The sequence below is a fragment of the Streptomyces sp. NPDC006655 genome (assembly GCF_040703965.1).
Lineage (GTDB): Bacteria > Actinomycetota > Actinomycetes > Streptomycetales > Streptomycetaceae > Streptomyces.
On record NZ_JBEYJU010000001.1, the window covers coordinates 80,118 to 106,207 of the forward strand.

Sequence of the window (26,090 nt, forward strand, 5' to 3'; positions counted from 1 at the left end):
GGGGCAGACACCTGATGGCATGTCAGCTATCGTGACGGGTCCGGCCAACGGCCCGGTCGGCCAAGGGGGTTCTCGCTCATGCCGCGTCAGCTGCGCCCCGTGGGGCTCGACTTCGTAGAGTCCGCACCCGTACGCCTGGTGTTCGCGCGGGAGATGGCCGCGCCGCCCGACCGGGTCTTCCACGCGCTCAACGACGACGTGCCCGGCTGGGCGCAGTGGTTCGCCGCGGTGACGCACGCCGAGTCCGTCGACGACGGCGCCGGGCGCGCCATCCGCCTCAAGGGCGGCGGGCGCTTCCGCGAGACGGTCATCGCGGCTCGGGAGGCGGAGGTCTACGCCTACCGGGTGGACCTGACCAACGCGCCGGGCGCCCGCGCCATCGCCGAGGAGTGGCGGCTCGTCCCGTCCGGCGCCGGGACCCTCGTGCGGTGGACCTTCGCCGTGGACGGCACGGCGCCCTTCCGGTTCGTGGTCCGGCTGGCCCGCGCCGGCCTGGGCCGGGCCTTCCGGGACGCGGTCGGCGCGCTGGACCGGCGTCTCGCGAGCCGCAGCTCAGTCGGGCCAGACGCCGGTGGCCAGCAGTGACTCGATCGCCGTTGTGTACGGCGTGAGGTCGAGCCCCTGCGCCGCCACCCACGAGTCCGAGTAGTACTTGTCCAGGTAGCGGTCCCCCGGGTCGCACAGCAGCGTCACGACGCTTCCCGTGCGCCCCTGCGCCACCATCTCGGAGACGATCTTCAGCGCGCTCCACAGACCGGTGCCGGTCGAACCGCCCGCCTTCCGCCCGATAGCCCGCTCCAGCGCCCGTACCGCCGCCACGCTCGCCGCGTCCGGCACCTTCATCATCCGGTCGACGGCGCCCGGTACGAAGCTCGGCTCCATGCGCGGCCGGCCGATGCCCTCGATGCGGGAGCCGCAGTCGCAGGTGACGTCCGGGTCGCCGGTGGTCCAGCCCTCGAAGAAACAGGAGTTCTCCGGGTCGGCGACACAGATCCGGGTGTCGCGCTGGGTGTAGTGGACGTAGCGCGCGAGCGTCGCCGACGTGCCGCCGGTGCCCGCCGTGGCGACGATCCACGCCGGTTCCGGGAACCGCTCCAACTCCAACTGACGGAAGATGGATTCGGCGATGTTGTTGTTGCCGCGCCAGTCCGTGGCCCGTTCGGCGTAGGTGAACTGGTCCATGTAGTGGCCGCCGGACTCCACCGCGAGACGTGCGGACTCCTCGTACATTCTGCGGGAGTCGTCCACGAAGTGGCATTGTCCGCCGTGGAATTCGATGAGCCGGCACTTCTCGGCGCTGGTGGTGCGCGGCATGACCGCGATGAAGGGCACGCCGATGAGTTTGGCGAAGTACGCCTCGGAGACGGCCGTCGAGCCGCTGGACGCCTCGATCACGGGGCGTCCGGGCCGGATCCAGCCGTTGCACAGGCCGTAGAGGAAGAGGGACCGGGCCAGCCGGTGCTTGAGACTGCCCGTGGGGTGGGTCGACTCGTCCTTGAGGTAGAGGTCGATGCCCCATGCCTCCGGCAAGGGGAAGCGCAGCAGGTGCGTGTCCGCCGAGCGGTTCGCGTCGGCCTGGACCTTGCGCACGGCCTCTTTGAGCCAGTCGCGGTAGGCGGTGTCGCTGCGGTCGACGTCGAGGGTGGCGCCGGTCCGGATCTGCGGGGTGGTGCTCACGACGGGGCTCCTTCACTTCGCGCCGACGGCGTCCGAACGCGGCCGACGCCTCGATCATAGGCATCTTCCGCACGCTTCTCACCTGCATAAACGTAACTTTGGGCGCCTCAAAGGCACCCCTGGGGAACAGCGAGGGAAGCAGCCGCGGGCAGTGGCGCGATCCCGTCGGGCGCACTGCGGCGAGTGCTCCGAGCGCCCCCGGTCCGGCCGTCCTGGCGCACTGGTGCTCCCCGCCGGAGGGGGGCAGACTGCCATCCGACGGGACGAACGTCCCGAACGGGGGCGCACACTGGATCACGACATGAACCGGAGCACGCCGGCCGGGACCACCACCTTCCGGGCCGGCGACCGAGGCAGTCGAAGGGGCGGGGCACGATGACGGAGCCGGAGTTCACGGCGACGGGCGTACGGATCGACAAGCGGCTGCGTTCGCTCACCCGGGCCGGGCAGGTCCGGATAAGGGACGGCAGGGTGCAGCTGCTGACGAGTTACGGCAGCGAGATCGACAGCGCGCCCGTACAGGCGGTACGGGCCTCCAAGCCGTGGTTCGCGTCGGACGACCGGGCCCTGGCCGACCTCAACGGCCAGCGCTACTCACTCACCCTGGGCGACCATGACCCGGCGCCCGGCGAGCCCGGTCCACCCGCCGCCCGCCGCTTCATCGAGGCGGTACGACGAGCCGCGGGGCGGGACGGCTGACCACCGCGAGTTGCGCGACCGTAGGCGCTGGGTCACGCTTGTCACACGTCACTCTGGGTTTACCGGCGATAACGCTGCGAACCAGCCCGCCGGCCACGACAGCAGGCGGCCCCATGGACGGCGGCGCCCTGCTGGATCCGTTCTCCCGTGTTCTTCCGGACCTCACGTCGGGGAGTCGCAGCCGTGATCAAACACCCAAGCAGACACTGCTCGGTGGAGCTTCAAGCCTTGCCCTCGCGGATCGGTCAGGTCCGCAGAATCGTATCTGCCCAGTTGCGCTACTGGCGTCTGGACCCGCTCATCGACCGGGCCGCACTCGGCGTGACCGAGTTGCTCACCAACGTCCACCGGCATGCCCAGCCGGACAAGAACTGCACCGTGGAGATCGAGCTCCAGCTCGACCGCCTCACGGTGTCGGTCCGCGACCACGATCCGCGCCTTCCCGTGGTCGAGGAAGGGACGACCGCCACTCCCATGGCCACCTGCGGCCGCGGCCTCGCGATGGTGGCCGCGGTCAGCGAGAGCTGGGGGGTGCGACCGCACGACGACGGCAAGGTCGTGTGGTTCACGCTGCCCGCGCCGACGGCCGCACCGCAACCGACCCGGCCGCCCCGCGGCACCGCCGAGCCGGCCCGCCGACTCACGGAACCGCAACCAGCGCCGGCAGCCATGCCGACGCCGTCCCACGCAGGCGCCGAGGCACCGATGCCCGCACACGCGGGCACCGGACCACCCGTGCCGGCACACGCGACCACCGGGACCCCCATGCCCGCCCACGCAACTGCCGGGACGCCCGCGCCCGCACACGCAAGTGCCGGGACACCCTTGCCCGCCCATGCGACCGCAGGATCACCCGCGCTCGCACACGCGACCGCGGCAACCACCACCCCCGCACACGCGACCGCGGCAACCACCACCCCCGCACACGCGAGCGCCGGGTCACCCGCCCCCGCACATGCGAGCGCCGGCGGTGTCACCCCCGCGCATGTGACCGCGGGAGCCGTCACGCCCGCGCACGCGGCCGGCGGTGGGGCCGTCGGCACGCACGCTCCCGCCCGCTCGGCTGTCGCCAGTTGAGCGGGCGGTGAGGCTTCCCGCCGGGCCGCCGCGGGGGGCGCGCGCACGATCGTGCAGCCGGTCCGGCTCGCGCCATCGCCGAGCAGGCCGGGCATCTCGACGCCGGAGCGGAAGCCGGGGCGAGCCGGTCGGCGAAGCCGCAGGCTGATCAGGGCGGCCGAGTACGCGCCCGCAATGCACGGCCACCGGGTGGTCTACCGGAGGGCTGCCAGGGGGTCGTCCAGCACCGGCTGCCAGGCCAACTCCGCGGCCCCGACGAGGCTGTTGTGGCTGAGCGTGCACGGCAGGATCGGCACGCCGCCGCTCTGCCCCCACAGGCTGCGGTCGGCGACCACCGCGCGCAGCCGCTCCGGGTCGGCGTCCAGCAGGGTGCGGTGCAGACCGCCGAGGATGATGCGGTCGGGGTTGAGGATGTTGACCAGCCCCGCCAGGCCGAGACCGAGCCGGTCGATCAGCGCCTCGGCGGCCCCGCGGACTGTCGGGTCGGCGTAGTGGTCGCGGACCAGGTCCTCGGCCTGCCGGAGCAGCGACACCTCGGGCCCGGGCTCGCGGCCGGCCTCGATGAGCAGGGCGAGGGGATCCGCCTCGACGTCCAGGCAGCCCCGGCTGCCGCAGTGGCAGGAGCGGCCCTCCGGGTTGACGGTGAGGTGGCCGACCTCCAGGGCCAGACCCGAACTGCCGGTGTGCAGGCGGCCGTCCAGGACCAGCGCACCGCCGACGCCGCGGTGACCGGTGGCCACGCACAGCAGGTCCCGGGCGCCGCGTCCCGCGCCGTGCCGGTGCTCGGCGAGCGCGGCGAGGTTCACGTCGTTGCCGGCGAACGCCGGCCCGGTGATGCCGGCCGCGCGCACGCACTCCGCGAAGATCCGGCGCACCGGGGCGCCCACCGGCCAGGCCAGGTGCAGGGGATTGAGGGCGAGGCCCTCCGGTTCGGCGACGGCGGACGGCACGGCGAGTCCGGCGCCGACACAGCGCAGGCCCGTGGCGCGGAGCAGGTCGGCGCCCGCCTCGACGACCGAGCCGAGCACCTTCGCCGGGTCGGCGTCGACCGTCTCGCAGCCGGGGGCCGTGGCGACGATACGGCCGCCGAGGCCGACGAGTGCGGCGCGGTAACCGTCGGCGTGCACCTGGGCGGCGAGTGCGACGGGGCCGTACTCGGCGACCTCCAGCCGGTGCGAGGGGCGGCCCTGCGAACCGGCGGCGGCACCGGGGTGCGCGTCGACCCTGATCAGGCCGAGCGACTCCAGTTCGGCGGCGACGGCGCCTGCGGTGGCGCGGGTGACACCGAGTTCCGCGGTGAGGACGGCGCGGGTGGGGGCGCGGCCGGTGTGCACGAGTTCCAGGGCGGGACCGAGTGCGCCACGTCCTCTGTCCAACCGGGGTTTCGGGGTTCCGTTCCCCGTCGGGTCGGGGGCGACCTTTCCGCTCATGAGAGGGAGTCTGCCATGATCCGCAGAAGCGGCCGTAGCGACGGTGCGGCGCCGTGGGGGCCGGTCCGCGGTTCAGAAGCCGCTCACTCTCAGCGTGAGGTTGAGACGGCCGGTCAGGCCCAGCTCCGCCGGCGCCGTGCCCGGACAGACCTTCGGCACCCCGTGATACGCGAGCCGCGACTCTCCTCCGAACACGAACAGGTCCCCCGATCTCAGTTCCACGTCCGTGTACGGCTTGCCCCGGCTCTCCGTGTTCCCGAAGCGGAACACGCACGTGTCCCCGAGGCTCAGCGACACCACCGGCGCGTCCGACCTCTCGTCGGCGTCGCGGTGCATGCCCATGCGTGCGTCGGCGTCATAGAAATTGATCAACGCGATGTCGTACGACAATCCGCCGACCGCTGCCGGCCCCAGCGCGTCGGTCACCGCGCGGCGGCCCAGTTCGTCGAGCCAGGCCGGGAAGGGCTTGACGGGACTGCCGTCGCCGTCGACGATCCTGCGGGCGTAGGCGTACGGGTACCAGTGCCAGCCCAGGCAGACCTGGCGGGCGGTCATGGTGCCGCCTCCGGGAGTGCGGACCGTGCGCAGTCCGGCGGGCGGCCGCGCCCACTCCCGGCAGGCCCTCAGCAGCTCGCGCTGCCGCTCCGCGCTCAGCCAGTCCGGGACGTGCACGGCGCCCGGCGCGACCTGGGCGCACGCCCTCGGGAACAGCTCGTCCTCCATGCCCCCATCCTGCCCGACGGGGTCTGAGCTGGGGCTCGGCTAGCCTGGACGCACGATGAGCGACCGTATGACGACTCCGTGGGGCGAGGTCGAACTGTCCCGCTTCCCCGACGACCCGCGCGACCGGCTGCGTGCCTGGGACGCCTCCGACGCGTATCTGCTCCGGTATCTGGACCGGGAGCGGATCGGGCCGGCCGGCCGGGTCGTGGTGCTCGGCGACCGCTGGGGCGCGCTGGTCACGGCGCTGGCCGAGCACCGGCCGGTGCAGATCACCGACTCGTACCTGAGCCAGGAGGCGACCCGCCTGAACCTGGCGCGGGCGGGTGTCGAACCGGGTGCCGTGCAGCTGCTCACCACGCAGGACCCGCCGCCGGACCGGGTGGACGTGCTGCTGGTGCGGGTGCCGAAGAGCCTGGCGCTGCTGGAGGACCAACTGCTGAGGCTGGCGCCCGCCGTGCACGCGGAGACGGTGGTCGTCGGCACCGGCATGGTGAAGGAGATCCGCACCTCGACCCTCCGGCTCTTCGAGCGGATCCTCGGGCCGACCCGGACCTCGCTCGCCGAGCAGAAGGCCCGGCTGATCCACTGCACCCCGGACCCGTCACTGGAACGCCCGGAGAACCCGTGGCCGTACGGCTACGCGCTCCCGGACGGCATCGGCGCGGTCTCCGGGCGTACGGTCGTCAACCACGCCGGTGTGTTCTGCGCCGACCGGCTCGACATCGGTACCCGGTTCTTCCTGGGGCATCTGCCGCGGGGCGGGCGGCGCGTCGTGGACCTGGGGTGCGGCAACGGGGTGATCGGTACGGCGGTGGCGCTGGCCGATCCGACGGCCGAGGTGCTGTTCGTCGACGAGTCGTTCCAGGCGGTGGCCTCGGCGGAGGCCACCTACAAGGCCAACGGGGTACCCGGACATGCCGAGTTCCGGGTGGGCGACGGGCTCGCCGGGGTCGCGGCCGGCAGTGTGGACGTGGTGCTGAACAACCCGCCGTTCCACTCCCACCAGGCGACCAGCGACGCGACGGCGTGGCGGATGTTCACGGGGGCCGAGCGGGCGCTGCGGCCGGGCGGTGAGCTGTGGGTGGTCGGCAACCGGCACCTGGGTTACCACGTGAAGCTGCGCCGGCTGTTCGGCAATTGTGAACTGGTGGCCGGCGACCCGAAGTTCGTGGTGCTGAAGGCGGTCAAGCGGGGCTCCCGTCCGTCAGCACCCCGATGATCCGGGTGACCTCCCGGGCCATCGCCTCCCTGCCGGCGCTCAGGTACGTGCGGGAGTCGACCGCCTCGGGGTGGTCCCCGAGGAAGCGGCGGATCGAGCCGGTCATCGCCATGTTGAGCGCCGTACCGACGTTGACCTTGGCGATGCCGCCGGCGACCGCGGCGACCAGGGCGTCGTCCGGGACTCCGGAGGAGCCGTGCAGGACGAGCGGCACGGACACGGCGGCCGACAGCCGTGCGAGCAGGCCGTGGTCGAGGTCGGCGGTGCGGGTGGTCATGGCGTGCGCGCTGCCGATCGCCACGGCCAGCGCGTCGATCCCGGTGCCGGTGACGAAGGCCCGGGCCTCGTCGGGGTCGGTGCGCGCACCGGGTGCGTGCGCGTCCAGCGGCGGTCGGCCGTCCTTGCCGCCGACCTGCCCCAACTCCGCCTCGATCCAGAGGCCTCGGGCGTGCGCCCAGGTGACGGCCGCCGCGGTGGCGGCGAGGTTGCCGGCGTACGGCAGCCGGGACGCGTCGTACATCACGGAGCTGAAGCCTGCGGTGGGCGCCTGCCGGAGCAGGTCGTCGCTCTGGACGTGGTCGAGGTGCAACGCGACGGGAACCGTGGCGCGTTCGGCGGCCGCGGCGGCCGCTCGGGCCAGCGGGAGCAGCCGACCGTGGCGGAACCGCACGGCGTTCTCGCTGACCTGGAGGACCACGGGCGAACCGGCCGCCTCGGCGCCGGTGACGACGGCCTCCACGTGTTCCAGGGTGATGACGTTGAACGCGGCGACGGCCGTCCGGGCCCGGGCGGCCCTGGTCATCAGTTCGCCGGTGGCTGCGAGGGGCACCGTCATTCCTCCCCGGCCGGGGCGAGGATCACCGAGCGGGTGAGGTGGCGCGGCCGGTCGGGGTCGAGGCCCCGGGCGGCGGCGACCGCGACCGCGAGGCGCTGGGCGCGGACCAGTTCGGCGAGCGGGTCGAGGGTGCCCTCGATCCAGGAGCCGCCGGTGGCACCGACCTGTTCGGCGAGTCCGGCCGGGGCCGGGCCGAACATCCAGGTCGCCGTGGACCGGGTGGTGACGCTGATCGGGCCGTGCCGGTACTCCATCGCCGGGTAGGCCTCGGTCCAGGACAGCGAGGCCTCGCGCATCTTGAGCGCGGCCTCGCTCGCCAGCCCGACGGTCCAGCCCCGCCCGAGGAACGTGAACTGCGTGCACTCGACCAGCCCTGGCGGCAGGGGGGTCGACAGCGCCGTGCGGGCGTCGGTGACCACGGCGTCAGTGTGCAGGCCGAGGTGGGCGCGGACGAGGGTGAGCGCGCTGGTCGCGAACCGTGTCTGCACGACGGAGCGTTCGTCCGCGAAGTCCAGGGCCACGATGTCGTCGGCGGCCTCCGCCACGGGGGTGTCCGGGTCGGCGGTGACCGCGACCGTGCGGATCCGCCCCCTCACCTCGCCGAGCAGGTCCAGCACTTCGGTGGTGGTGCCGGACCGGGTGAGCGCGAGCACCCGGTCGTACCGGCGCCCGTACGGGAACTCGGAGGCGGCGAAGGCGTCCGTCTCGCCGTGTCCGGCCGACTCGCGCAGTACGGCCGCGGCCTGCGCCATGAAGTACGAGGTGCCGCAGCCGACGATCGCGACCCGCTCGCCCGCCGGCGGCAGTGCCGCCCGGTGCGGTCCGGCCGCCCGGGCCGCGCGCGTCCAGCACTCGGGCTGGCTGTTCAGTTCCTCGGTGACATGTGACATATCACTGCCTCTCCCCTGCCTGCCGTCTCTCGTGATTGTTATTGCAAGATAGAAGCAGTTTTCGAGCACAATCAAGCATTTCCAGGAAAGCCGGATGCGCTAGGGTCACCCGGAACCCGAGGAACGGAGGGGCGGATGTCGCGCGACGCCCGCTGGAAGGCGCTGCTCGAGCTGCTGGTCGAGCGCGGGCGCCTGGAGGTCGAGGAGGCGGCGGCCGAACTGGCGGTCTCGGCGGCCACGATCCGCCGGGACCTCGACCAGCTGGCCGAACAGCAGATGCTGGTGCGCACCCGGGGCGGCGCGGTGGTGCACGGGGTGTCGTACGAACTGCCGTTGCGCTACAAGACGGCGCGGCGGGCCCCCGAGAAGCAGCGGATCGCCAAGGCGGTGGCGGAACTGGTCGCGCCCGGCGAGGCGGTGGGGCTGACCGGCGGCACGACCACCACGGAGGTGGCCCGCGCCCTGGCCGTGCGCGGCGATCTCACCACGGGGACACCGGCGCTGACGATCGTCACGAACGCGCTCAACATCGCCAACGAGCTCGCGGTACGGCCCCAGTTCAAGATCGTACTGACCGGAGGGGTGGCCCGCCCCCAGTCGTACGAACTCGTCGGCCCGCTCGCGGACGGGGTGTTGGGCCAGATCTCCCTGGACGTGACGGTGCTCGGAGTGGTCGCCTTCGACGCCGTCCACGGGGCCGCGGCCCATGACGAGGCGGAGGCCGCGATCAACCGGTTGCTGTGCGAGCGTGCGACGCGCGTGGTCGTCGCCGCCGACTCCAGCAAGCTGGGCGGGCGGGCGTTCGCCCATATTTGTGCGGCGGAACTGGTGGACACGCTGGTGACGGACAGGGCGGCGGCCCCGGAGGCGGTGGGCCGGTTCGAGGAGGCCGGGATCCGGGTCGTCACCGTGTGAGCCGGCCGCGCACCCCGGTCACATGCCGCTGGTGTCCGCGCTGACGAACCCCGCGCCCCGCTGATCGTTGCAGCCGAACACGGGCCGGTCGGCCGGGTCGGGCCAGCTCTGCTGGGCCTGGAGGGCGACGCTCACCAGGGTCAGCAGCAGGTCGACGTCGCTCGCGGCGTCGAGCCGTATCGTCACCCACTGCGAGCCGGGGACGATCCGGATCGCCCCCGTGTTCTTGAGGTTCTTGGCGAAATGCCGGATGGCACAGGCGGTCAGACGCAGGTCCACGTCGCGGTCGGAGTGGAAGTGCGCGATCTCGCCCTGCGCCGAACTCACCGCCTGGCCAAGGCCGCAGCTCGGTAGGGCCTGGCTCAGGTCGGGCCAGGCCGCCAGTTGCGCGAGAGCGCGCGAGGCCAACGTCATGGGGTCATCATGACCCGCTCACTCTCCGGTAACCAACCAGCGAGCCGTTATTAACCGAGCTGTTGCCGGACTCTGTCCGAACACAGGCTCAGGGGGCGAGTGGGCGTCCGCAGGATTTCATCGGTTCGAGGGACAGTTCGAGGGACAGAAGGTACTACGCCCGCCTGGCGGCCGCAGCCGCGAACGCGTCGGCGGCCGCGAGGTCGAAGTCGCCGTGGTCACTGCCGAGGCCCTGGGCGACCAACGCGGCCACCGCGTTGCCGAGTACGGCCGCCTCGAGCGGGGTGCGGCCCAGGCCGATGCCGTAGACGAACCCGGCCGAGAAGGCGTCACCGCAGCCGGTGGTGTCGACGACGTCGATCTCGAACGCGGGGACCGTCTCGGTGCCGTCGGCGGTGACCAGCAGGGCCCCGTCCGCGCCACGGGTGACGGCGACCAGCCCGGCCCCGGCGCCGACCAGTTTCTTCGCGCCCGCCACCAGGTCGTCCTCCTCGGAGAAGCCCAGCACCTGGTCGTCGTTGGGGAGCAGGTGGTCGATGTGGGGCAGGGCCGGCGCGAGCTGCTCGAAGCTGCCGAACACGCCGGGCGCGAGCAGGTCGACGGAGGTGGTCACGCCGTGCTCCTTGGCGAAGTGCAGGATTCTGGCGGCGACCTCGACACCGATCAACTCCGGTCCGCCGAGGTGCAGATGGCTGGCCTCGGCGAGGGCTTCCCAGGGCACGTCGTCGAGGCCGTAGGTGACGTTGGCGCCGAGCAGATGAAGGGAGGGGCGGCTCCCGTCGGACCGGATGGGCAGCACGCTGGCCGATGTGCCGGTGTCGACCCGGCGGACCAGGAACTCGGTGTCGATCCCGGCCCCGCGCAGCAGTCGCACCAGCATGTCACCGGTGGCGTCGGCGCCGATCGCCCCGGTGGTCCGCACCGTGGCGCCGAGCTTGGCGAGGCTGAGGGCGGTGCCGGCGGCCGTCCCGGCGGCGGTCATCCTGATGTCCTCGACCAGGGTCGCGCCCTGCCCCTCGGGTATCGCGTCCACCGGCCGCACCAGCACGTCCAGCACGTGCACGCCCATCGTGACGACTCTCATGACTTGCCCTCCTGCAAGGATTGAGTGGTGCCGTAGTTCCGTGCGATCGCGGCCTCGATCACCGCGAGTTGCTGCTGCTCGTCCAGGACCCGCGGCGTGCCGAGCGCCGCCGCGTACTGGTAGACCCCACAGGCCCATTCGAGCAACAGGGCGTTCTCGACGGCCTTGTCGAGGGTCGGACCGACGGTGACCGAGCCGTGGTTCGCCATCAGGGCGGCGCTGCGGCCGGCCAGCGCGGTCAGCACCGACTCGGCCAGGTCCGGGGTACCGAAGGTGGCGTACGGCGCCACCCGCACGGCGCCACCGAGGGCAAGCAACTGGTAGTGGATGCACGGCAGTTCGTCGAGGACGCAAGAGAGGGCGGTGGCCATCGGGGCGTGGGTGTGGACCACCGCGCCCGCGCCGTAACGCCGGTAGACCCCTAGGTGCAGGTCGAGTTCGGAGGTCGGCTGGAGCGTCCCGGCGACGACCTTCCCCGACAGGTCGACCACCGTCACCTGGCCCGCGGTGAGATGGGCGAGCACCGCACCGGTCGCGGTGACCGCGACCCGGTCCCCCACCCGCACGCTGACGTTTCCCGCCGTTCCGACGAGCAGTCCCGCGGCTCCCAGACGGCGGCATACGTCCGCCACCGCGGCCCGCTCCTGCACCAGTGCGGAGCTTGAGTCCGTCATGGCCGCGACGCTAACGTAAACCTGAAACAAAGTCACGTTCAGATTCAGGAGCCGTCCGTGTCCGAGCCGACCACCGACGAGACCGGGGTCGTGCTGCGCCGCACTCCCCAACAGGCGCGCAGCAAAGCCCGGTTGGCGCGAGTGCTGGAGGCGGCGGAGCAGGTGCTGGTCGCCGAGGGCGTCCAGGCGCTCACCACGACCAGGGTCGCCGCGGCGGCCGGGGTGTCGGTCGGCTCGCTGTACCAGTACCTGCCGGACCGGGACGCCATCGTCGACGCGCTGGCGGCCGGTTACTTCGCGCAACTGGAGGCCGTCATGGACGACTTCGTCCGCGCGGCGGCCGTCGAGCGGTGGCCCGACCCGGTCGGCGTGCTCATCGACACGTACGCCGCGCTCTACCGCAGCGAACACGGCTTCCGGGCCCTGTGGTTCGGCAGCGGGCTGACCGACCGGACCAGGGAGGCGGACCGCGAGCACAAGCGCCGGATGGCCGAAGGGGTCCGCCGGGTACTCCTCGCCCTCGGCGTCGCCGACGACACTCAGACGCTCGGCCGGGCCTGCCACGCCGCCGTCCTCACCGCCGACGCCCTCGCCCAGGAGGCCTTCCGCCGCGACGCCGAGGGCGACACGGCCCTCCTCGACGAGGCCAAGGTGATGCTGCGCGGCTATCTCACGGCCATCGCCCGGCGCCGGGAGCACGGGCCGGCCTGAGGGTCCCCGAGCGGCACCTGGAGCAACCCGGCACCGCGCCGCGCATGCGAGACTCGGCGCGCACGGCGGCCCTGCGGCAGGCGGCCACACCCGGCGCCCCGCCTCGCGACGGGGCAGGTGGACGCCATCGGCGGTGAGCGGGGTTCGCCCGGACTCGTCCGATGGCGCGGTGCGCCCATCGCGTGCCGCGGTGGGTTCCCGCGGCACCGGCGTCACCGTGCGCGACACGAGCGACGCGGGCGACGGCGCCGGGCGGGGGCCGTACGCCCGTGGTCGGGAGGTGGGGTGGGTTTGGCGGGGCGGCGGGCCGGATACCTTCGGCACCGCCAGGACCGTTCCCCTCGCGGCAGCGGCCCGCGGTAAGCGGGGGACCGACGCAGTCGCCGTGGTGGACGCAGGCCACGGCTCGCAGCCGTTCGAGGAGGCACGTCACCGATGGCCCGTCCGACCCGCCCCGCACCCCTTCGTCGCACGTCCGCGAACGCGCTGCTCCCCCTCGTCACCCTGGCGGCGGCCCACATCGGTCCCGCCGCCACCTGGCTCCCCGGGCTGCGGCACCGGTGCTTCCCGGGCCTCGCCGGGCAGGGGCGCCCCGACCACATCGCCCTGACCTTCGACGACGGCCCCGATCCCGGATCCACCCCGTACTTCCTCGAAGCCCTGGACGATCTGGGCGTCCGGGCGACCTTCTTCCTGCTGGGCGAGAGCGCGGTGCGGTATCCGGCGCTCGTCCGCGAGATGGCCGAGCGCGGCCACGAGCTCGCGGTCCACGGCTGGACGCACGACCGGCCCTGGCTGCCCGCGCCCGCCCGCGACCGGTCGGAGGTCCTGCGCTCCGTGGCGGCGCTGACCGATCTCGCGGGCCGGCGTCCGCGCTGGTACCGGCCCCCCTACGGGATTCTGACGTCCGGACGATGGGCGGCCGCGCACCGGGCGGGACTGCGAACGGTGCTGTGGACCGCATGGGGCGAGGACTGGACGGCCGACGCCACGGCCGTCTCGGTGCGGGCGCGGATCGGAGCCGACCTGCGGCCCGGCGGTACGGTCCTCCTGCACGACTCCGACCGGGTGGCGGCGGCGGGCTGCTGGCGCTCCGCTTTGGGAGCCCTGCCGGAGATCGTGCGGGGGTGCCGCACGGCCGGGATGTCGGTCGGGCCGCTCGCCGAGCACCGCCCGGTGCGGCACCGCGGCCGCCGCCACGCCGGGACGCCGGCCGGTGGTCAGGACGGCGAAGGTCCCTGACCCGGCCGGGCGAGCACGCGCGCCAGCAGGTCGTCCCGGAACAGCGCACGTCCCGCCGCGACGCGCCGGTCCCGCCGCGGCCCCGGTCCGGTCAGCCGGTCGAGCGAGTCGACCAGGCCGGTCGCGTCGGCCGCGAGGTCGCACAGTCCGAGGGCGGCCATCCGCCGGACCCCCTGCTCACCGTGGCCGGGCAGCGGCCGGTAGGCGACGACGGGCACGCCGGCGGCCAGCGCCTGGACGGCGGTCTGTCCCGCCGCGTTGTCCACCATCGCGGCGCAGCCGCGCAGCAGTCGTGGCATGTCCGTCACCCAGCCGGGCGCGGCCACTCCCGGGATCCCGGCCAGCGTCCGTCGCAGCCGCTCGTTGCGTCCGCTGAGCACGACCGGGCGGAAACCGCGCTCGACGAGCAGCCCGGCCGTGGCCGACAGGTCCGAGCCCACCCCCCAGGCGCCGGCCGACACCAGCACCGCGGGACGTCCGGTCCCGGGGCGTTCCGCGCGGTCACGCGGGGCGCGCGCCCCGGTTCCCGTCCCGTCGCCGAAGAAGCGCGGATCCACCACCGGGCCGACCGCCTCCGCCGGTCCGCCGAGCCATCGGCGCACCTGACGGGCGGCGTCGTCGGAGACACACAGATGGCGGTCGTTGCCGGGGTGCAGCCACTGCCGGTGCACGGCGAAGTCGACGATCATGACGGTGCTGGGCACCCGCAGCACGCCGGTGGCCCGCAGTTCCCCGGTGAGCTGCGCCGCCAGGTGGAAGACCGGCACGACCAGGTCGCAACGGGACCGGCGCACGGACGTCATGAAGGCGCCGGCGGCCAGCCGGGCCAACGGAGCACCGTTCGGGCGGCGGCCACGTCCGGGCCGGAAGAGCAGGTGGTAGAGGGCGCCGTACGCCCGTGGCGCGCGCCGGACACAGGTCTCGTAGCACCCGCGCAGGCCCGCGCCGAGGCCGCGGGGCAGCAGTTCGAGCACGTCGACGACCTGTGCCTCCCGGCCGGCCGCCCGGGCCCGGCGGGCCAGTTCGGCGGCGACGCTGTCGTGCCCGGCGCCCATACTGGCGCTGACCAGCAGCAGCCGTCGGGTTTCCGGCGCGGGTCCCGTCTCGCGGCGAGCGGATGCGTGGGCGGCCATGGGTCCTCGGTCGTCAGCGGCGACGTCGCCACAGTGTGGCCGACACCGCGATGAGTGACCCGCGGCGGGCGGCGCCAAACGCGCTCGGGTGGTCCCCGCCGACCTCATCGACCATGGTGGACATGGTCGTGGTTGCTGTCGCGCTGGGGACGGCTCCGTCGGTTCCGCCGTTCGGCCGTTTCGAAGTCCTGCGCGGCGGTTACCCCGCAAAGCGACCAGCCCGCCCGGAGCAGGAGCGGTTCCCCTTCCCACCTGTCCACCAGCGCTGCGAGGCCGTCCATGTCCCACGCCGCCTTCCGAGCCGACACCACAGCGACGGCCGCGTCCGGACGGAGCCCGCTGCCGGGCAAGCGGGCGGGCGCCGTGCGCAGGTCCGCGGCGTTCCGGGGTTCCGCCCTCGTCACGGGTGCGTCTTCCGGTATCGGCGCGGCGGTCGCGCGCCGTCTGGCGGCGGAGGGCGGCTGGCACATGGTCCTCAACGGCCGCGACGCGACCCGGCTGGATCGGGTGGCCGCGCAGGCGTCGGCCGTGGCCTTCGCCGCGGACCTCACCCGCCCGCACACCGACCGGGAGCTGTGCGACTTCGTCCTCGACCGGGTCGGCAGGCCCGATCTGCTGGTGGCCTGCGCCGGCGTGGGCTGGGCCGGGGACTTCACGGCCATGCCGCGTTCGGCGATCGAGGAGGTCGTCGCGGTGGATCTGCTGGCCACCCTGCACGTCGTACGGCGGCTCGCCCCGCACATGGCCGAGGCGGGCTCCGGACGCATCGTGCTGATCGGCTCCGTGGCGGGCTGTGTCGGAGTGCGCGGGGAGGCCGTGTACTCCGCGGTCAAAGCGGCACTGGGCGTCTTCGCCGACGCCCTGCGGTACGAACTGCGCACCACCGGTGTGGGGGTCAGCCATGTCATCCCCGGCGTGGTGGACACCCCGTTCTTCACCCGCCGCGGAGTGCCCTACCTGCGCTCGTCACCCCGGCCCGTGGCACCCGAACGGGTGGCCGACGCCGTCTGGAGCAGTGTGCGACGCGGCCGGGACGAGGTGTTCGTGCCGGCCTGGCTCCGCCTGCCCGCCCGGGTGCGGGGCCTGTCCCCCGGGCTGTACCGCTCGCTCGCCGCCAGATTCGGATGAGGGGCCGGTGGGAGCGCTCACGGTCGTCCTCGCCCTGCTCGCGGCGTTGTGCAACGCCTCGGCGTCGGTGCTGCAACGGCGGGCCGCGGCGGAGGACGAGTCCGACAGCCGACTCGGCGCCCGGCAGGCCGTGCGCTGGCTGGGGCGTCTGCTGCGGCGGCCGTACTGGCTCGCGGGCGCCGGTCTGCTGGCCCTGGCCAGTGTGTTCCAGGGTTCGGCGCTCGCCACCGGCAGCCTGTCCGTCGTCCAGCCGCTGCTGACCAGCGAGCTGCTGTTCACCCTGGTGGTGGGCAGTGTGGTGTTCCGTCGCCGCCCGGACCGGCGGACGTGGTTCGCGTTCGTCTCCCTCGGGGCGGGGCTGGCTCTCTTCCTCGTCGCGGCCTCGCCGACGGCCGGCCGGACCGCGGCGAGCGGCGGCGCCTGGCTCGTGGTCGGCGCAGTGGTGCTCGCCGCGGTGACGGCGTTGGTGCTGGCCGGCCGGCTGGCCCGCGGCGGCCCGCGGGCCGCGCTGTACGGCCTCGCCTCGGCCATGTCGTTCGCCGTGACAGCCGCGCTGATCAAGGAGGTCGTGGGGAGGTTCGGACAGGGTCCGGCGGCGGTTCTCGGGCATTGGTCGCTGTGGGCACTGGCCGTCGCGGGGCTGATCGGTTTCACGCTGCTGCAGGCGGCGTTCCGCGCCGGATCGCTGACGGCGTCCCAGCCCGCCCTCACCCTCGGCGACGCCCTCACCAGTGTCGCCCTGGGCTGGGCGCTGTTCGGGGAACGCATCGGGCTCGGGGTGCGGCTGGTGCCCGAGATCATCGGCGTCCTGCTCATCGGGGCGGGCAGCCTGGGCCTGGCGGGCGCGCCGTCGGTCAGCGGCACGTGGGACACGGTCCCCGACGACCCGGCCGAGCCCGCCGACGGACAGCGGCGGTACGGAGAGCAGAGGCAGGGGTGGTGGGGTGAGGAGCGGCAGGACGACCCTCGCGAGTGACGGGTCGGGCCGCGTGGGACGTGGGTGACGTCCGCCGGGCGGGGCACGGACCGCTCGGCACCGACGTACCGGTTCAGCGCGGGACGCGTGCGCCCGGACGGGGAGGGCGCACACCGGGTGTACCTCCCCGATTGCGGGCCGAGTCCTCACCCCGGCCGCTCCTCTCCCCCCGGCCGCTCCTCTCCCCCCGGCCGCTCCTCGCCCCCCGTGCCCTGTCCCGGCATGGCCGGATGGCGGGCGAGCACGAAGACACCCGTGACGACGGCGGCCAGGCCCGCCACCTGCCAGGCGAGGGAGGCGCTGTCGGTGTGCAGGCGGTCGCCGAGGAACGCGATGCCGCAGGCGATGCCCACGAGGGGTTCGGCGGCCGTGAGAGCCGGCAGGGACATCCGCAGCGGTCCGGCTTCGAAGGCACTCTGCACCAGCATCAGACCGGTCACGGCCAGGGCCACCACCGCGTACGGCTCCCAGCGCAGGAGCAGGGCGACCACCCCGCGGCTACCGGCGATGCCGGTGGACACCCGGGTCAGGGCGTCCTGCAGGCCGTAGAGCATGCCCGCCGCCGTGGCCAGCAGCGGCGGTTCCTCGAAGAGCGGCAGGTGACGTGCGAAGCCGATCAGGGCGAGGGCCACGCCGATCACCAGGCCGATGACCAGCCACTGCCGGAAGACCCCCGCGGCGGCCGGACCCGGGGCGGGGCGGCCGGCCAGGGTGAACGCGGCCACTCCCCCGCCGAGCAGCAGGACCCCGGCCCAGCCGGCGGCGCCGAGCCGCTGGCCGCTCAGCCAGCGCGCCAGGGCGAACGCGAAGAGCAGGTTGGTGACCAGCAGGGGCTCCACCTGGGACAGGTTGCCCCGGGCGAGCGCGACGGTGCTCAGCAACTGTCCGGCCACCATGCATCCGATGCCGCCCAGCCAGAGGCCGCTGTGCGCGAGGTCCCACAGGAGCCGGAAGCGCAGGACGTCGGCGGCGGGCGCCCGTTCGGCGGCGTGCTGCTGGAGCACGAATCCGACACCGAGCAGACATGCGGCGGAGATGCCCAGGACGTAGATCATGAGCGTTACCCGTCAGGTCCCCGTCCGCGTGCCGGACCGGTGCTCGTTCCATGGAGGACGATGGCTCGCCCGCGGCGGGCTCGTCCACGACGACCCGCCGGATCGACCATACGTGACCTCCGACCGGTGTGCCCGCCCGCGACACGGGGAGACGGCCGCGCCGGACGCACCCTCACCCGCCGGCCCCCGCCCGTAGCCCGCCGCCCTGCCCTCAGGAGGTGTCCTCGGGCGGTTCTCCGTCCCGCGGCTCGGCATCAGGAGATGGGCCGGGGCGTACGTGGGGCGGGGTGTCGAAGCGCACCTGGATCTTCTGGAAGCCCTTGAAGGCCTCGGTGGTGGCGTACGACCGGTAGGCGCGGCGATCCGCCGGGCTCAGGTGCACCCGGTCCGTGAAGGGGGTCAGCAGACTCCGCGGCCACAGCCGCATGACGCGTACGGCGCCGGTCTCGGCCGCCAGCACGAAGATCAGCGCACCCGCGTAGAGCCAGGCGAGCAGCCCGAGGACGATGCCGAACATGCCGTAGGTGGCGGTCGCGCCGCGCAGCACGTGGCTGACGTAGTACGTGCCCGCCCACTGCAGTCCCTGCCAGGCGAAGGCGGCGCCCAGCGCGACGCCGAGCAACTGGCGTAGTGGAAGGGCCCGGTGGGTCAGCAGCCGGTAACTCAGTACGAGCAGCACGGTGTTGAGGAGCACGGAGCCGACCGTGGCGGCGATCCAGGTGCCGCCGCGCAGCCGCGCCCCGAGCAGGAACGTCTGGGAGCCCGCCACCGAGAGCAGGGTGAACGCGCAGAGCCCGAGCGCCAGGACGAGCAGGAACAGCAGGCCCTTGAGCCGCGAGCGGAAGGGGTCCGGGCGGGCGTGCCGCGGCACCGCCCAGATCTTGTTGAGGGTGTACTGCGCGGCCTGTGCGACGCCCAGCGAGCCGTAGACGGTGCCCGCGATACCCACGGCGAGTGCGGCTCCGCTGCCGTGGAAGGAGTGGATGTTCCTCTCCAACTGGTCGCCGATGACCGGGAACTCGCGCAGCGCCGAGTCGAGGACCCGCTGCCGCAGGGCCGGGTCGCCGCCGAGGAAGGTGCTGAGGACGGCGACGAGGATCAGGAGCAGTGGGAAGAGGGAGAGGAAGCCGTAGTAGGTGAGCAGGGCGGCGAGGTAGGCGGCCTGGTCGTCGTAGAACTTGTACAGGACGGCGAGCGGCAGTCCCACCCAGCGGTGACGTCTCTGGAAGCGGTCAGCACGCTCGAGAAGTCTCATGGCCCGTCATGCCCACGCGGCATCTGTCCTTCCCGGAGTCCCGCCGTTCGCCCGCGGGCCCGTCGGGTACCCGCGCCGACCGGCCCCACGCGGCCCGAATCGGGCAACCTTGCCGCGGTGTCCCGTCCTCGCCTAGCCTGAATTTGTGCCGCTGATAAACAAAACCCGATCGCACACCGTCGTGCCGGGTGGCCCCCTCGCCCTCACCCGCCTGCGGATCGCCCTCACCGCCTTCTTCGCCATGGACGGCTTCGTCTTCGCCGGCTGGGTGGTCCGGATCCCCGACATCAAGCACCAGACCCACGCCTCGGTCGGCGCGCTGGGGCTCGCGCTGCTCGGCGTCTCGGCCGGTGCGGTGATCACCATGACGCTCACGGGCCGGCTGTGCCGCCGGTACGGGAGCCGGCCGGTGACGATCGTCTGCGCCGTCCTGCTCTGCCTCAGTGTCGCGCTGCCCCCGCTGACCCACTCGGTAGCGGCCCTCGGCGCGGTCCTGCTCGTCTTCGGCGCCGCTTACGGCGGACTGAACGTCGCCTTCAACAGCGCCGCGGTCGACCTCGTCGCGGCCCTGCGCCGCCCGATCATGCCCACCTTCCACGCGGCGTTCAGCCTCGGCGGCATGATCGGCGCCGGACTCGGCGGCCTGGTCGCCGGCTCCCTGAGTCCCACGCGCCATCTCCTCGCCCTCACCGTGATCGGCCTGCTGGTCACGGCGGTCGCCGGCCGCACGCTGCTCCGTCACGACATCCCCGTCCCCCACAGCGAGGACCGTCCCGGCGCCGCCCCGCGCCGCCGGGACGGCCGGACGCGCCGGATGGTCCTCGTCTTCGGCCTGATCGCCCTGTGCACGGCCTACGGGGAGGGCGCGATGGCCGACTGGGGCGCCCTGCACCTGCGGCAGGACCTGGGCGCGTCCGCGGGGGTCGCCGCCGCCGGTTACACGTGCTTCGCGCTGGCCATGACCGTAGGGCGGGCGACCGGGACGACGCTGCTCGAGCGGCTCGGGCGGTCCAGGACCGTGGTGTTCGGGGGCAGTACGGCGGCGGCCGGCATGCTCCTCGGCTCCCTCGCGCCGTGGGTGTGGGCCGCCCTGCTCGGCTTCGCGATCACGGGTCTGGGTCTGGCCAACCTGTTCCCGGTGGCGGTGGAGCGGGCCGGTGCCCTGGCGGGCCCGTCGGGCGTGGCGACGGCGTCCACGCTGGGCTACGGCGGCATGCTCCTCGGCCCGCCGGCGATCGGTTTCGTGGCGGACTGGACCTCCCTGCCGACGGCCCTGACGAGCGTGGCGGCGCTGGCGGCGGTGGCGACGCTGATCGGCGCGACATCCAGGTGAACGGAGCCTCCGCTCGCCCGAAGCTCTCCGCTCGACCAGCACTCCGCTCGCCCGAAGCACTCGGCTCGAGCAGCACTCCGCTCGCCCGAAGCACTCGGCTCGAGCAGCACTCCGCTCGCCCGAAGCACTCGGCTCGACCGAAGCACTTCGCTCGGCCCGAGCACCATGCTCAGTCCGGCGGCTCCGGCTCCCGTACCCGGTGGACGTGTCGGGGCGGTGCCGTTCACGGCCGTGGCGGGAGGCGGCCCGCCGGGTGTGCGCCGGCGGTGGAATCCTGTTGCGTCGGCGCCCGCGTCGTCGTGCAGACTCACGGCATGGAGACTGCCGAGTTCCTTGAGACCCTGGACCGGGAAGGCCGTTCGCTGGCCGCGGCCGCCGAGGCGGCGGGGCCCGACGCCAAGGTGCCGACCTGCCCGGACTGGCAGGTGCGCGACCTGCTGCGGCACACGGGTACGGTCCACCGGTGGGCCGCCGGTGTCGTCGCCGACGCGCACCTCGAGCCCCGCCCCATACCAAGCCCGCCCGACCTCGACGGCGCTGAGCTGATCGCCTGGTACCGGGACGGCCATCGCAGGCTCGTCGGAACCCTGGCCGACGCGCCGGCCGACCTGACCTGCTGGACCTTCCACCCGGCCCCCGTCCCCTCACCGCTGGCCTTCTGGACCCGCAGGCAGGCCCACGAGACCACCGTCCACCGGTACGACGCCGAGTCCGCGCTCGGCGGCCCGGTGTCCCCCGTCGCCACCGGCTTCGCGGTCGACGGCATCGACGAACTGCTGCGCGGCTTCCATGCCCGTCCGCGCAGCCGCGTCCGCACCGAGACCCCGCGGGTGCTGCGGGTGCGCGCCGTGGACGCGGACGCGGTGTGGACCGTACGGCTGACGGCCGAGCCCCCGGTGGCGGAGCCCGGTGAGTCCGGCCCGGCGGAGGCCGAACTGGCGGGTCCGGCAGACGAGTTGTACCTGGCGTTGTGGAACCGGGTACCGGTGCCGCACGTGACCGGCGACCCCGGACTGGCCCGCCTGTGGCGGACGAACTCCGGTATCTGACCGCCGGGTTCAGCCGGTCAGCAGCCGGCTGAGCACCGCGCGCTGCATGGGCAGCACCTCACCGTGCAGCGCGCGCCCCTTCCCCGTGAGCGCCACCCGCACCCCCCGCCGGTCCTCCGGGCACATGGCCCGCTCGACCAGGCCGTCCTTCTCCAGCCGGGCGACCAACCGGGACAGCGCGCTCTGACTGAGATGCACCCGCTCGGCGATCTCCTGGACCCGGTAGCTGCAGCCCCCGTCGGCCGCGGAACCGTCGGAGAGCAGATCGAGGACCTCGAAGTCGCTGGCGCACAGTCCGTGGCCGTGCAGCGCGCGGTCGAGTTCGCACTGGATACGGGCGTGCAGGGCCAGGATGTCCCGCCATTGCTCCACGAGCGCCTGCTCGGGCTTCTTCGCCGACATCTCGGCACCGTAGCAGAGAACCAGATTTATTGCACCGTAATTAAATGCGCTTGCAGTCAATGCATATGCATGTAGTCTCCGGTGTCATGACCTCTCCGCTCACAGCCCCTGCCGCCGCGCCCTCGGCGGTGCGCTGGACCCCCCGGCTCTGGGGCACCCTGCTGGTGCTCTGCGCCGCGATGTTCCTGGACGCCCTGGACGTGTCCATGGTCGGCGTCGCCCTGCCGCCGATCGGCTCCGACCTGCACCTGTCGACCTCGACCCTGCAATGGATCGTCAGCGGCTACATCCTGGGATACGGCGGCCTGCTGCTGCTCGGCGGCCGCACCGCGGACCTGCTCGGGCGGCGCCAGGTGTTCCTCGTGGCGCTCGGCGTGTTCGCGCTCGCCTCCCTGCTCGGCGGCCTCGTCGACTCGGGCCCGCTGCTGATCGCCAGCCGCTTCGTCAAGGGCCTCAGCGCGGCCTTCACCGCCCCGGCCGGCCTCTCGATCATCACGACCACCTTCCCGGAGGGCCCGCTGCGCAACCGCGCCCTCTCCATCTACACCACCTGCGCGGCCACCGGTTTCTCCATGGGCCTGGTGCTCTCCGGCCTGCTCACCGAGGCCAGTTGGCGCTTCACCATGCTGCTGCCCGCGCCCATCGCCCTGATCGCGCTGCTCGCCGGCCTGAGGCTGCTGCCGCGCAGCTCCCGCGAGCGCGACCACAACGGCTACGACATCCCGGGCGCGATCCTCGGCACCGCCTCGATGCTGCTGCTGGTGTTCACCGTGGTGGAGGCCCCGCAGGCGGGCTGGGCTTCGGCCCGCACCCTGCTCTCGTTCCTCGCCGTCGCCGTCCTGCTGACCGTGTTCGTCCAGGTCGAACGTCGCTCCCCCGGCCCGCTCGTCCGCCTCGGCGTGCTGCGCGCCGGCAACCAGGTCCGCGCCCAACTCGGCGCCGTCGCCTTCTTCGGCTCGTACGTGGGCTTCCAGTTCCTGACCACCCTGTACATGCAGTCCTTGCTGGGCTGGTCCGCGCTCCACACGGCGCTGGCCTTCCTGCCGGCCGGCGCCCTGGTGGCGGTCTCCTCGACCAGGGTCGGCGCGATCGTGGACCGCTTCGGCACCCCGCGACTGATCGCGGCGGGCTTCGCGTTCATGGTCCTCGGCTACGCCCTGTTCCTGCGCATCGACCTGGACCCGGGCTACGCGGCGGTGATCCTGCCGTCGATGCTGCTGATCGGAGCGGCCTGCGCCCTGGTCTTCCCCTCGCTCAACATCCAGGCCACCAACGGCGTCGACGACCACGAGCAGGGCATGGTCTCCGGGCTCCTCAACACCTCCGTCCAGGTGGGCGGTGCGATCTTCCTGGCGATCGTGACCGCCGTGGTCACCGCCGGTGCCCCCGCCCACGCCACCCCGCAGGCGGTGCTCGACAGCTACCGGCCGGGGTTCGTGGTGGTCGCCTGCGTGGCCCTCGCCGGGCTGCTGATCGCACTCACGGGGCTGCGCACCAAGCGCCCGCAGCAGACCGTCGTGATCGCCAAGTCCACCTCCTCGGAGGCGGCGCGCGTGCCCGCCGCCCGCGACTGACCGGGGACCGCCCCCAAGTCGACGCCCGGCGGGGCCTGTTGCCCCGCCGGGCGCACGGCTGCGAGACTGACGGGATGACGAGTCACGGCGTACGACGCGGCCAGGCGGAACGGGACGCGATCACCGTCGAGATCGGATACGCCTTGTTCAGCGGGATGTTCGTGGCGGCGCCCACCTTCGGGGTGGTGGCCGGCCCGGCCCTGCTGTTCGATCTGCCCGCCGGCGTCGAGCAGGCGCTGCGGCCCGCGGGCACGGCGGCGGCCGTGCTGCTCTTCGTCGCCCGGGTGGTGAGCGTGCTCGTGCGTTTCCGGCGGGCCGGTCAGCCCGTCCGGCCCCGCCGCACCAGGCCCGACGGCGCATAGGCCGGGAACACGGGTCGGGGCCGGGCCCGGGCGGCCCCGGCGAGAGAGTCGGTCCGGGGTGAGCGTCGGCCCGGTGAGGTGATCAGGCGTACCCGCCGGGAGTTGGCCGAGGCCCGCGGCCGACGGCCGGGTCACCGGCGGTGGGGCGACCGGCGTCAGGGGCACGGGGTCAAGGTGCCCGGGGGTCAGCGGCCGGGCGTCAGCTCCGCCAGCTCCGCCTCGAACAGCCGCTCCGCGTCGAAGCCCATGCCCGTGAAGTGCCCGGCGAGTTCCAGCGAGAGCACCCCGTGCAGCCGGGTCCAGAAGGCCAGCGCCCTGCGCAGCACTCCCGGCGGGGCGGGATGACCCTCGGCCCACTGGCGGTGCTGGCTGAGATGCGCGGTGAAACCCGCGGAGGCCGGCGACGGCGCCTCCAGCCCGGCCGCCGCGCAGACGTCGAGCAGGGCCGCCATGATCTCGCGGGCGATGGCGGTGGTGTCGTCGGGCGCGTGGTATCCGGGAACCGGTGTGCCGTACACGAGGAAGTACCGCTGGGGGTCGTCCAGCGCCCACCGGCGCACCGCGTGCGCGAGCCCGGCGAGGCCGGCTCCGGAGTCGGCGGCGGCGCACAAGGTGTCGGCCAGACTGCGGTACGCGTCCCGGATCAGCTCGGTGATCAGTTCGTCGCGACTGCCGAAGTAGCGGTAGAGGGCGGGGCCGCTCATGCCGAGGTCCTTGGCGATGGCGTTCAGGGACAGGCCTGAGGCGCCGGACCTGGCCATCTGCTCCCAGGCGCGCCCCTTGATGTCCGATCGCACCTGAGCCCGGTAGCGCTCCCGTGGGCTCACCGCGTCCGCGCCCGCGTCTGCACCAGTCGCCATGTCCGTCTCTCTCCGTCCTCGTCCGGCGGGTTCAAGCGCTCAGTTTTGTTTCAACCTATCACTTTCAGCATGGCCTCTAGCGTTCGCGATGGCCACCCCGAATGCGAGAGCTTGACACTGGCGAGAGCAGCGGTCACTTTAGTTATAGCTTCTAACGCAAGCGCCAAGGTCTCACGAGATCGTGTCGACACGGAGGATCGTCATGGCAACCACAGCAACTCCCGGAGCCGCCGGCACCGCCCGCAGCACCACCCGGCTCGTCGAGGTCGTCCTGCCCGGCACGGTGGAGCCCGAGCAGCTCCAGCTCCGGCACCGCGAGATCCCGGCTCCGGGCCCCGGCCAGATCGTCGTCCGCGTGGAGGCCACCGGCGTCTCCTTCGCCGAGCAGCAGATGCGCCGCGGCCGCTACTACGACCAGCCCCCCTTCCCCTTCGTCCCCGGCTACGACCTGGTCGGCACGGTGGAAACGACCGGCGCGGGAGTCGCGCCGGGGCTTGTCGGCGCGCGGGTGGCGGCGCTGGTCAAGGTCGGCGGCTGGGCCAGCCACGTGCTGCTCGACGCGGCCGACGCCGTGGCGGTGCCGCCCGGGGTCGACGCGGCGGAGGCGGAGACGCTGGTCGTCAACGGCATCACCGCCTGGCAGATGCTCCACCGCAAGGCCCGCGTGCGCAGCGGCGGGACGATCCTGGTGCACGGAGCCAACGGCGGGGTCGGCACCGTACTCGTCCAGCTCGCCCGCGCGGCGGGTCTCCGGGTGATCGGAACGGCTTCGCCCCGCCACCACGACGCGCTGCGCGACCTGGGGGTGACGCCGGTCGACTACCGCGACGAGGACGTCCCGGCCCGGGTGCGCGAACTGGCCCCCGGCGGTGTCGACGCCGTCTTCGACCACCTCGGTGGCCGTAGCGTCGTCGACTCCTGGGGGCTCCTCGCGCCGGGCGGCACCCTCGTCTCCTACGGCAGTGCCACCACCAGGGACGACACCGGCTCCAAGCAGTGGCCGGTCCTGAAGATCCTCGGCCGGGTGTGGCTGTGGAACGCGCTGCCCAACGGCCGGCACGCCTACTTCTTCAATGTCTGGGCGGGCCGGGCGTTCGGCAAGGGCCGCTTCCGGGCCCGGCTGGGCGCGGACCTCACCGAGGTGTTCCAGGCTTTCCGGCGTGGCGAGGTCAGCGCGCACATCGCGGCCAGGCTGCCCCTGACCAGGGCCGCCGAGGCGCTGCGGCTCGCCGAGTCGGGGACGGTCACGGGCAAGGTGGTCCTGGTCCCGGACACCGGCGACGGCCAGGCCACCGGCGAGGTCCCGGACACCGGCGACGGCCCGACAGCCGACCTGGTTCGGTGAACCCCGCCGGTACGGTGACTGTGGTCGG

Annotated in this window: 26 protein-coding genes and 1 pseudogene; 14 read left to right on the forward strand and 13 right to left on the reverse strand. The window is 73.4% G+C overall.

Annotation, left to right across the window (positions count from 1 at the left end; all coding sequences use genetic code 11):
• Positions 1-78 precede the first annotated feature (78 nt).
• Positions 79-585: an SRPBCC family protein gene (locus AB0958_RS00380; RefSeq protein WP_366888031.1), complete on the forward strand. Its 507-nt coding sequence runs from the start codon at positions 79-81 to the stop codon at positions 583-585.
• On the opposite strand, the gene AB0958_RS00385 is transcribed toward AB0958_RS00380, so the two are convergent.
• Positions 553-1,677 carry a PLP-dependent cysteine synthase family protein gene (locus tag AB0958_RS00385; protein WP_366888032.1) on the reverse strand — a complete coding sequence of 375 codons (1,125 nt, stop codon included), beginning with the start codon at positions 1,675-1,677 and terminating at the stop codon, positions 553-555. The genes AB0958_RS00380 and AB0958_RS00385 overlap by 33 nt on opposite strands.
• A 375-nt stretch (positions 1,678-2,052) precedes the next feature.
• On the opposite strand from AB0958_RS00385, the gene AB0958_RS00390 reads away from it, so the two are divergent.
• Together AB0958_RS00390 and AB0958_RS00395 are read left to right on the forward strand one after the other, a co-directional pair.
• Entirely contained in the window at positions 2,053-2,376 is a 324-nt protein-coding gene (locus AB0958_RS00390; protein WP_132887483.1) for a hypothetical protein, read from the forward strand.
• A gap of 183 nt (positions 2,377-2,559) precedes the next feature.
• Positions 2,560-2,958 (forward strand): annotated as a pseudogene (locus AB0958_RS00395) (ATP-binding protein); the annotation flags it as partial.
• A 689-nt stretch (positions 2,959-3,647) separates the two neighbouring features.
• On the opposite strand, the gene AB0958_RS00400 reads toward AB0958_RS00395, so the two are convergent.
• Together AB0958_RS00400 and AB0958_RS00405 are read right to left on the reverse strand one after the other, a co-directional pair.
• Positions 3,648-4,883: an ROK family protein gene (locus AB0958_RS00400; RefSeq protein WP_366888033.1), complete on the reverse strand. Its 1,236-nt coding sequence runs from the start codon at positions 4,881-4,883 to the stop codon at positions 3,648-3,650.
• A gap of 72 nt (positions 4,884-4,955) precedes the next feature.
• Positions 4,956-5,606 carry an alpha-ketoglutarate-dependent dioxygenase AlkB gene (locus AB0958_RS00405; protein ID WP_366888034.1) on the reverse strand — a complete coding sequence of 217 codons (651 nt, stop codon included), beginning with the start codon at positions 5,604-5,606 and terminating at the stop codon, positions 4,956-4,958.
• Between the two features lie 67 nt (positions 5,607-5,673).
• Here AB0958_RS00405 and AB0958_RS00410 point away from each other — a divergent pair, with 67 nt between their 5' ends.
• Complete coding sequence (locus AB0958_RS00410) at positions 5,674-6,825, forward strand: methyltransferase (protein ID WP_366888035.1); 1,152 nt, start codon at positions 5,674-5,676, stop codon at positions 6,823-6,825.
• Here AB0958_RS00410 and AB0958_RS00415 read toward each other — a convergent pair.
• Positions 6,791-7,654 (reverse strand): class II fructose-bisphosphate aldolase, encoded by an 864-nt coding sequence (locus AB0958_RS00415; protein ID WP_366888036.1) that lies wholly within the window; start codon positions 7,652-7,654, stop codon positions 6,791-6,793. The two genes, AB0958_RS00410 and AB0958_RS00415, sit on opposite strands and share 35 nt — an antisense overlap.
• A 2-nt stretch (positions 7,655-7,656) precedes the next feature.
• On the reverse strand, positions 7,657-8,550 hold the full coding sequence (locus AB0958_RS00420) for an SIS domain-containing protein (protein WP_366888037.1): 894 nt from the start codon (positions 8,548-8,550) through the stop codon (positions 7,657-7,659).
• 135 nt (positions 8,551-8,685) lie between these two features.
• Between AB0958_RS00420 and AB0958_RS00425 the strand changes: the two genes are divergently transcribed.
• A complete protein-coding gene (locus AB0958_RS00425; protein WP_366888038.1) occupies positions 8,686-9,465 on the forward strand; it encodes a DeoR/GlpR family DNA-binding transcription regulator in 780 nt (259 codons plus the stop codon).
• Between the two features lie 18 nt (positions 9,466-9,483).
• On the opposite strand, the gene AB0958_RS00430 is transcribed toward AB0958_RS00425, so the two are convergent.
• The 3 genes from AB0958_RS00430 to AB0958_RS00440 form a co-directional block, all read right to left on the reverse strand.
• Positions 9,484-9,879 (reverse strand): luciferase family protein, encoded by a 396-nt coding sequence (locus tag AB0958_RS00430; RefSeq protein WP_366888039.1) that lies wholly within the window; start codon positions 9,877-9,879, stop codon positions 9,484-9,486.
• Positions 9,880-10,033: 154 nt separating this feature from the next.
• Positions 10,034-10,963 (reverse strand): carbohydrate kinase family protein, encoded by a 930-nt coding sequence (locus AB0958_RS00435; RefSeq protein WP_366888040.1) that lies wholly within the window; start codon positions 10,961-10,963, stop codon positions 10,034-10,036.
• Complete coding sequence (locus AB0958_RS00440) at positions 10,960-11,637, reverse strand: class II aldolase/adducin family protein (RefSeq protein WP_366888041.1); 678 nt, start codon at positions 11,635-11,637, stop codon at positions 10,960-10,962. The genes AB0958_RS00435 and AB0958_RS00440 overlap by 4 nt, the downstream gene beginning before the upstream one ends.
• 57 nt (positions 11,638-11,694) lie before the next feature.
• Here AB0958_RS00440 and AB0958_RS00445 point away from each other — a divergent pair, with 57 nt between their 5' ends.
• Together AB0958_RS00445 and AB0958_RS00450 are read left to right on the forward strand one after the other, a co-directional pair.
• Positions 11,695-12,348, forward strand: coding sequence for a TetR/AcrR family transcriptional regulator (locus AB0958_RS00445; protein ID WP_366888042.1), 654 nt, complete (start codon positions 11,695-11,697; stop codon positions 12,346-12,348).
• Positions 12,349-12,783: 435 nt separating this feature from the next.
• Complete coding sequence (locus tag AB0958_RS00450; RefSeq protein WP_366888043.1) at positions 12,784-13,590, forward strand: polysaccharide deacetylase family protein; 807 nt, start codon at positions 12,784-12,786, stop codon at positions 13,588-13,590.
• Here AB0958_RS00450 and AB0958_RS00455 read toward each other — a convergent pair.
• Positions 13,569-14,723 carry a galactosyldiacylglycerol synthase gene (locus AB0958_RS00455; RefSeq protein ID WP_366888044.1) on the reverse strand — a complete coding sequence of 385 codons (1,155 nt, stop codon included), beginning with the start codon at positions 14,721-14,723 and terminating at the stop codon, positions 13,569-13,571. The genes AB0958_RS00450 and AB0958_RS00455 overlap by 22 nt on opposite strands.
• Before the next feature lie 279 nt (positions 14,724-15,002).
• Between AB0958_RS00455 and AB0958_RS00460 the strand changes: the two genes are divergently transcribed.
• On the forward strand, positions 15,003-15,851 hold the full coding sequence (locus AB0958_RS00460; protein ID WP_366888045.1) for an SDR family NAD(P)-dependent oxidoreductase: 849 nt from the start codon (positions 15,003-15,005) through the stop codon (positions 15,849-15,851).
• A gap of 7 nt (positions 15,852-15,858) precedes the next feature.
• Positions 15,859-16,827 (forward strand): DMT family transporter, encoded by a 969-nt coding sequence (locus tag AB0958_RS00465; protein ID WP_366888046.1) that lies wholly within the window; start codon positions 15,859-15,861, stop codon positions 16,825-16,827.
• 146 nt (positions 16,828-16,973) lie between these two features.
• On the opposite strand, the gene AB0958_RS00470 is transcribed toward AB0958_RS00465, so the two are convergent.
• Both AB0958_RS00470 and AB0958_RS00475 read right to left on the reverse strand, forming a co-directional pair.
• The gene (locus tag AB0958_RS00470; RefSeq protein ID WP_366888047.1) at positions 16,974-17,882 is read right to left on the reverse strand and encodes a DMT family transporter; all 909 of its coding nucleotides are present in this window, start codon (positions 17,880-17,882) and stop codon (positions 16,974-16,976) included.
• Between the two features lie 211 nt (positions 17,883-18,093).
• The gene (locus tag AB0958_RS00475) at positions 18,094-19,137 is read right to left on the reverse strand and encodes a YihY/virulence factor BrkB family protein (protein ID WP_366888048.1); all 1,044 of its coding nucleotides are present in this window, start codon (positions 19,135-19,137) and stop codon (positions 18,094-18,096) included.
• A 181-nt stretch (positions 19,138-19,318) separates the two neighbouring features.
• Between AB0958_RS00475 and AB0958_RS00480 the strand changes: the two genes are divergently transcribed.
• Both AB0958_RS00480 and AB0958_RS00485 read left to right on the forward strand, forming a co-directional pair.
• On the forward strand, positions 19,319-20,470 hold the full coding sequence (locus AB0958_RS00480) for an MFS transporter (protein ID WP_366888049.1): 1,152 nt from the start codon (positions 19,319-19,321) through the stop codon (positions 20,468-20,470).
• A 314-nt stretch (positions 20,471-20,784) separates the two neighbouring features.
• Positions 20,785-21,519 (forward strand): maleylpyruvate isomerase family mycothiol-dependent enzyme, encoded by a 735-nt coding sequence (locus AB0958_RS00485; RefSeq protein ID WP_366888050.1) that lies wholly within the window; start codon positions 20,785-20,787, stop codon positions 21,517-21,519.
• A gap of 9 nt (positions 21,520-21,528) precedes the next feature.
• Here the strand turns inward: AB0958_RS00485 and AB0958_RS00490 are convergent, their stop codons facing one another.
• On the reverse strand, positions 21,529-21,921 hold the full coding sequence (locus tag AB0958_RS00490) for a MarR family transcriptional regulator (RefSeq protein WP_366888051.1): 393 nt from the start codon (positions 21,919-21,921) through the stop codon (positions 21,529-21,531).
• Positions 21,922-22,007: 86 nt separating this feature from the next.
• Between AB0958_RS00490 and AB0958_RS00495 the strand changes: the two genes are divergently transcribed.
• Complete coding sequence (locus tag AB0958_RS00495) at positions 22,008-23,495, forward strand: MFS transporter (RefSeq protein WP_366888052.1); 1,488 nt, start codon at positions 22,008-22,010, stop codon at positions 23,493-23,495.
• A 74-nt stretch (positions 23,496-23,569) separates the two neighbouring features.
• Positions 23,570-23,857 carry a DUF6332 family protein gene (locus AB0958_RS00500; protein WP_366888053.1) on the forward strand — a complete coding sequence of 96 codons (288 nt, stop codon included), beginning with the start codon at positions 23,570-23,572 and terminating at the stop codon, positions 23,855-23,857.
• 185 nt (positions 23,858-24,042) lie between these two features.
• On the opposite strand, the gene AB0958_RS00505 is transcribed toward AB0958_RS00500, so the two are convergent.
• A complete protein-coding gene (locus AB0958_RS00505; protein WP_366888054.1) occupies positions 24,043-24,717 on the reverse strand; it encodes a TetR/AcrR family transcriptional regulator in 675 nt (224 codons plus the stop codon).
• A gap of 202 nt (positions 24,718-24,919) precedes the next feature.
• Here AB0958_RS00505 and AB0958_RS00510 point away from each other — a divergent pair, with 202 nt between their 5' ends.
• Positions 24,920-26,062 carry a medium chain dehydrogenase/reductase family protein gene (locus AB0958_RS00510; RefSeq protein WP_366888055.1) on the forward strand — a complete coding sequence of 381 codons (1,143 nt, stop codon included), beginning with the start codon at positions 24,920-24,922 and terminating at the stop codon, positions 26,060-26,062.
• Positions 26,063-26,090: the final 28 nt, after the last annotated feature.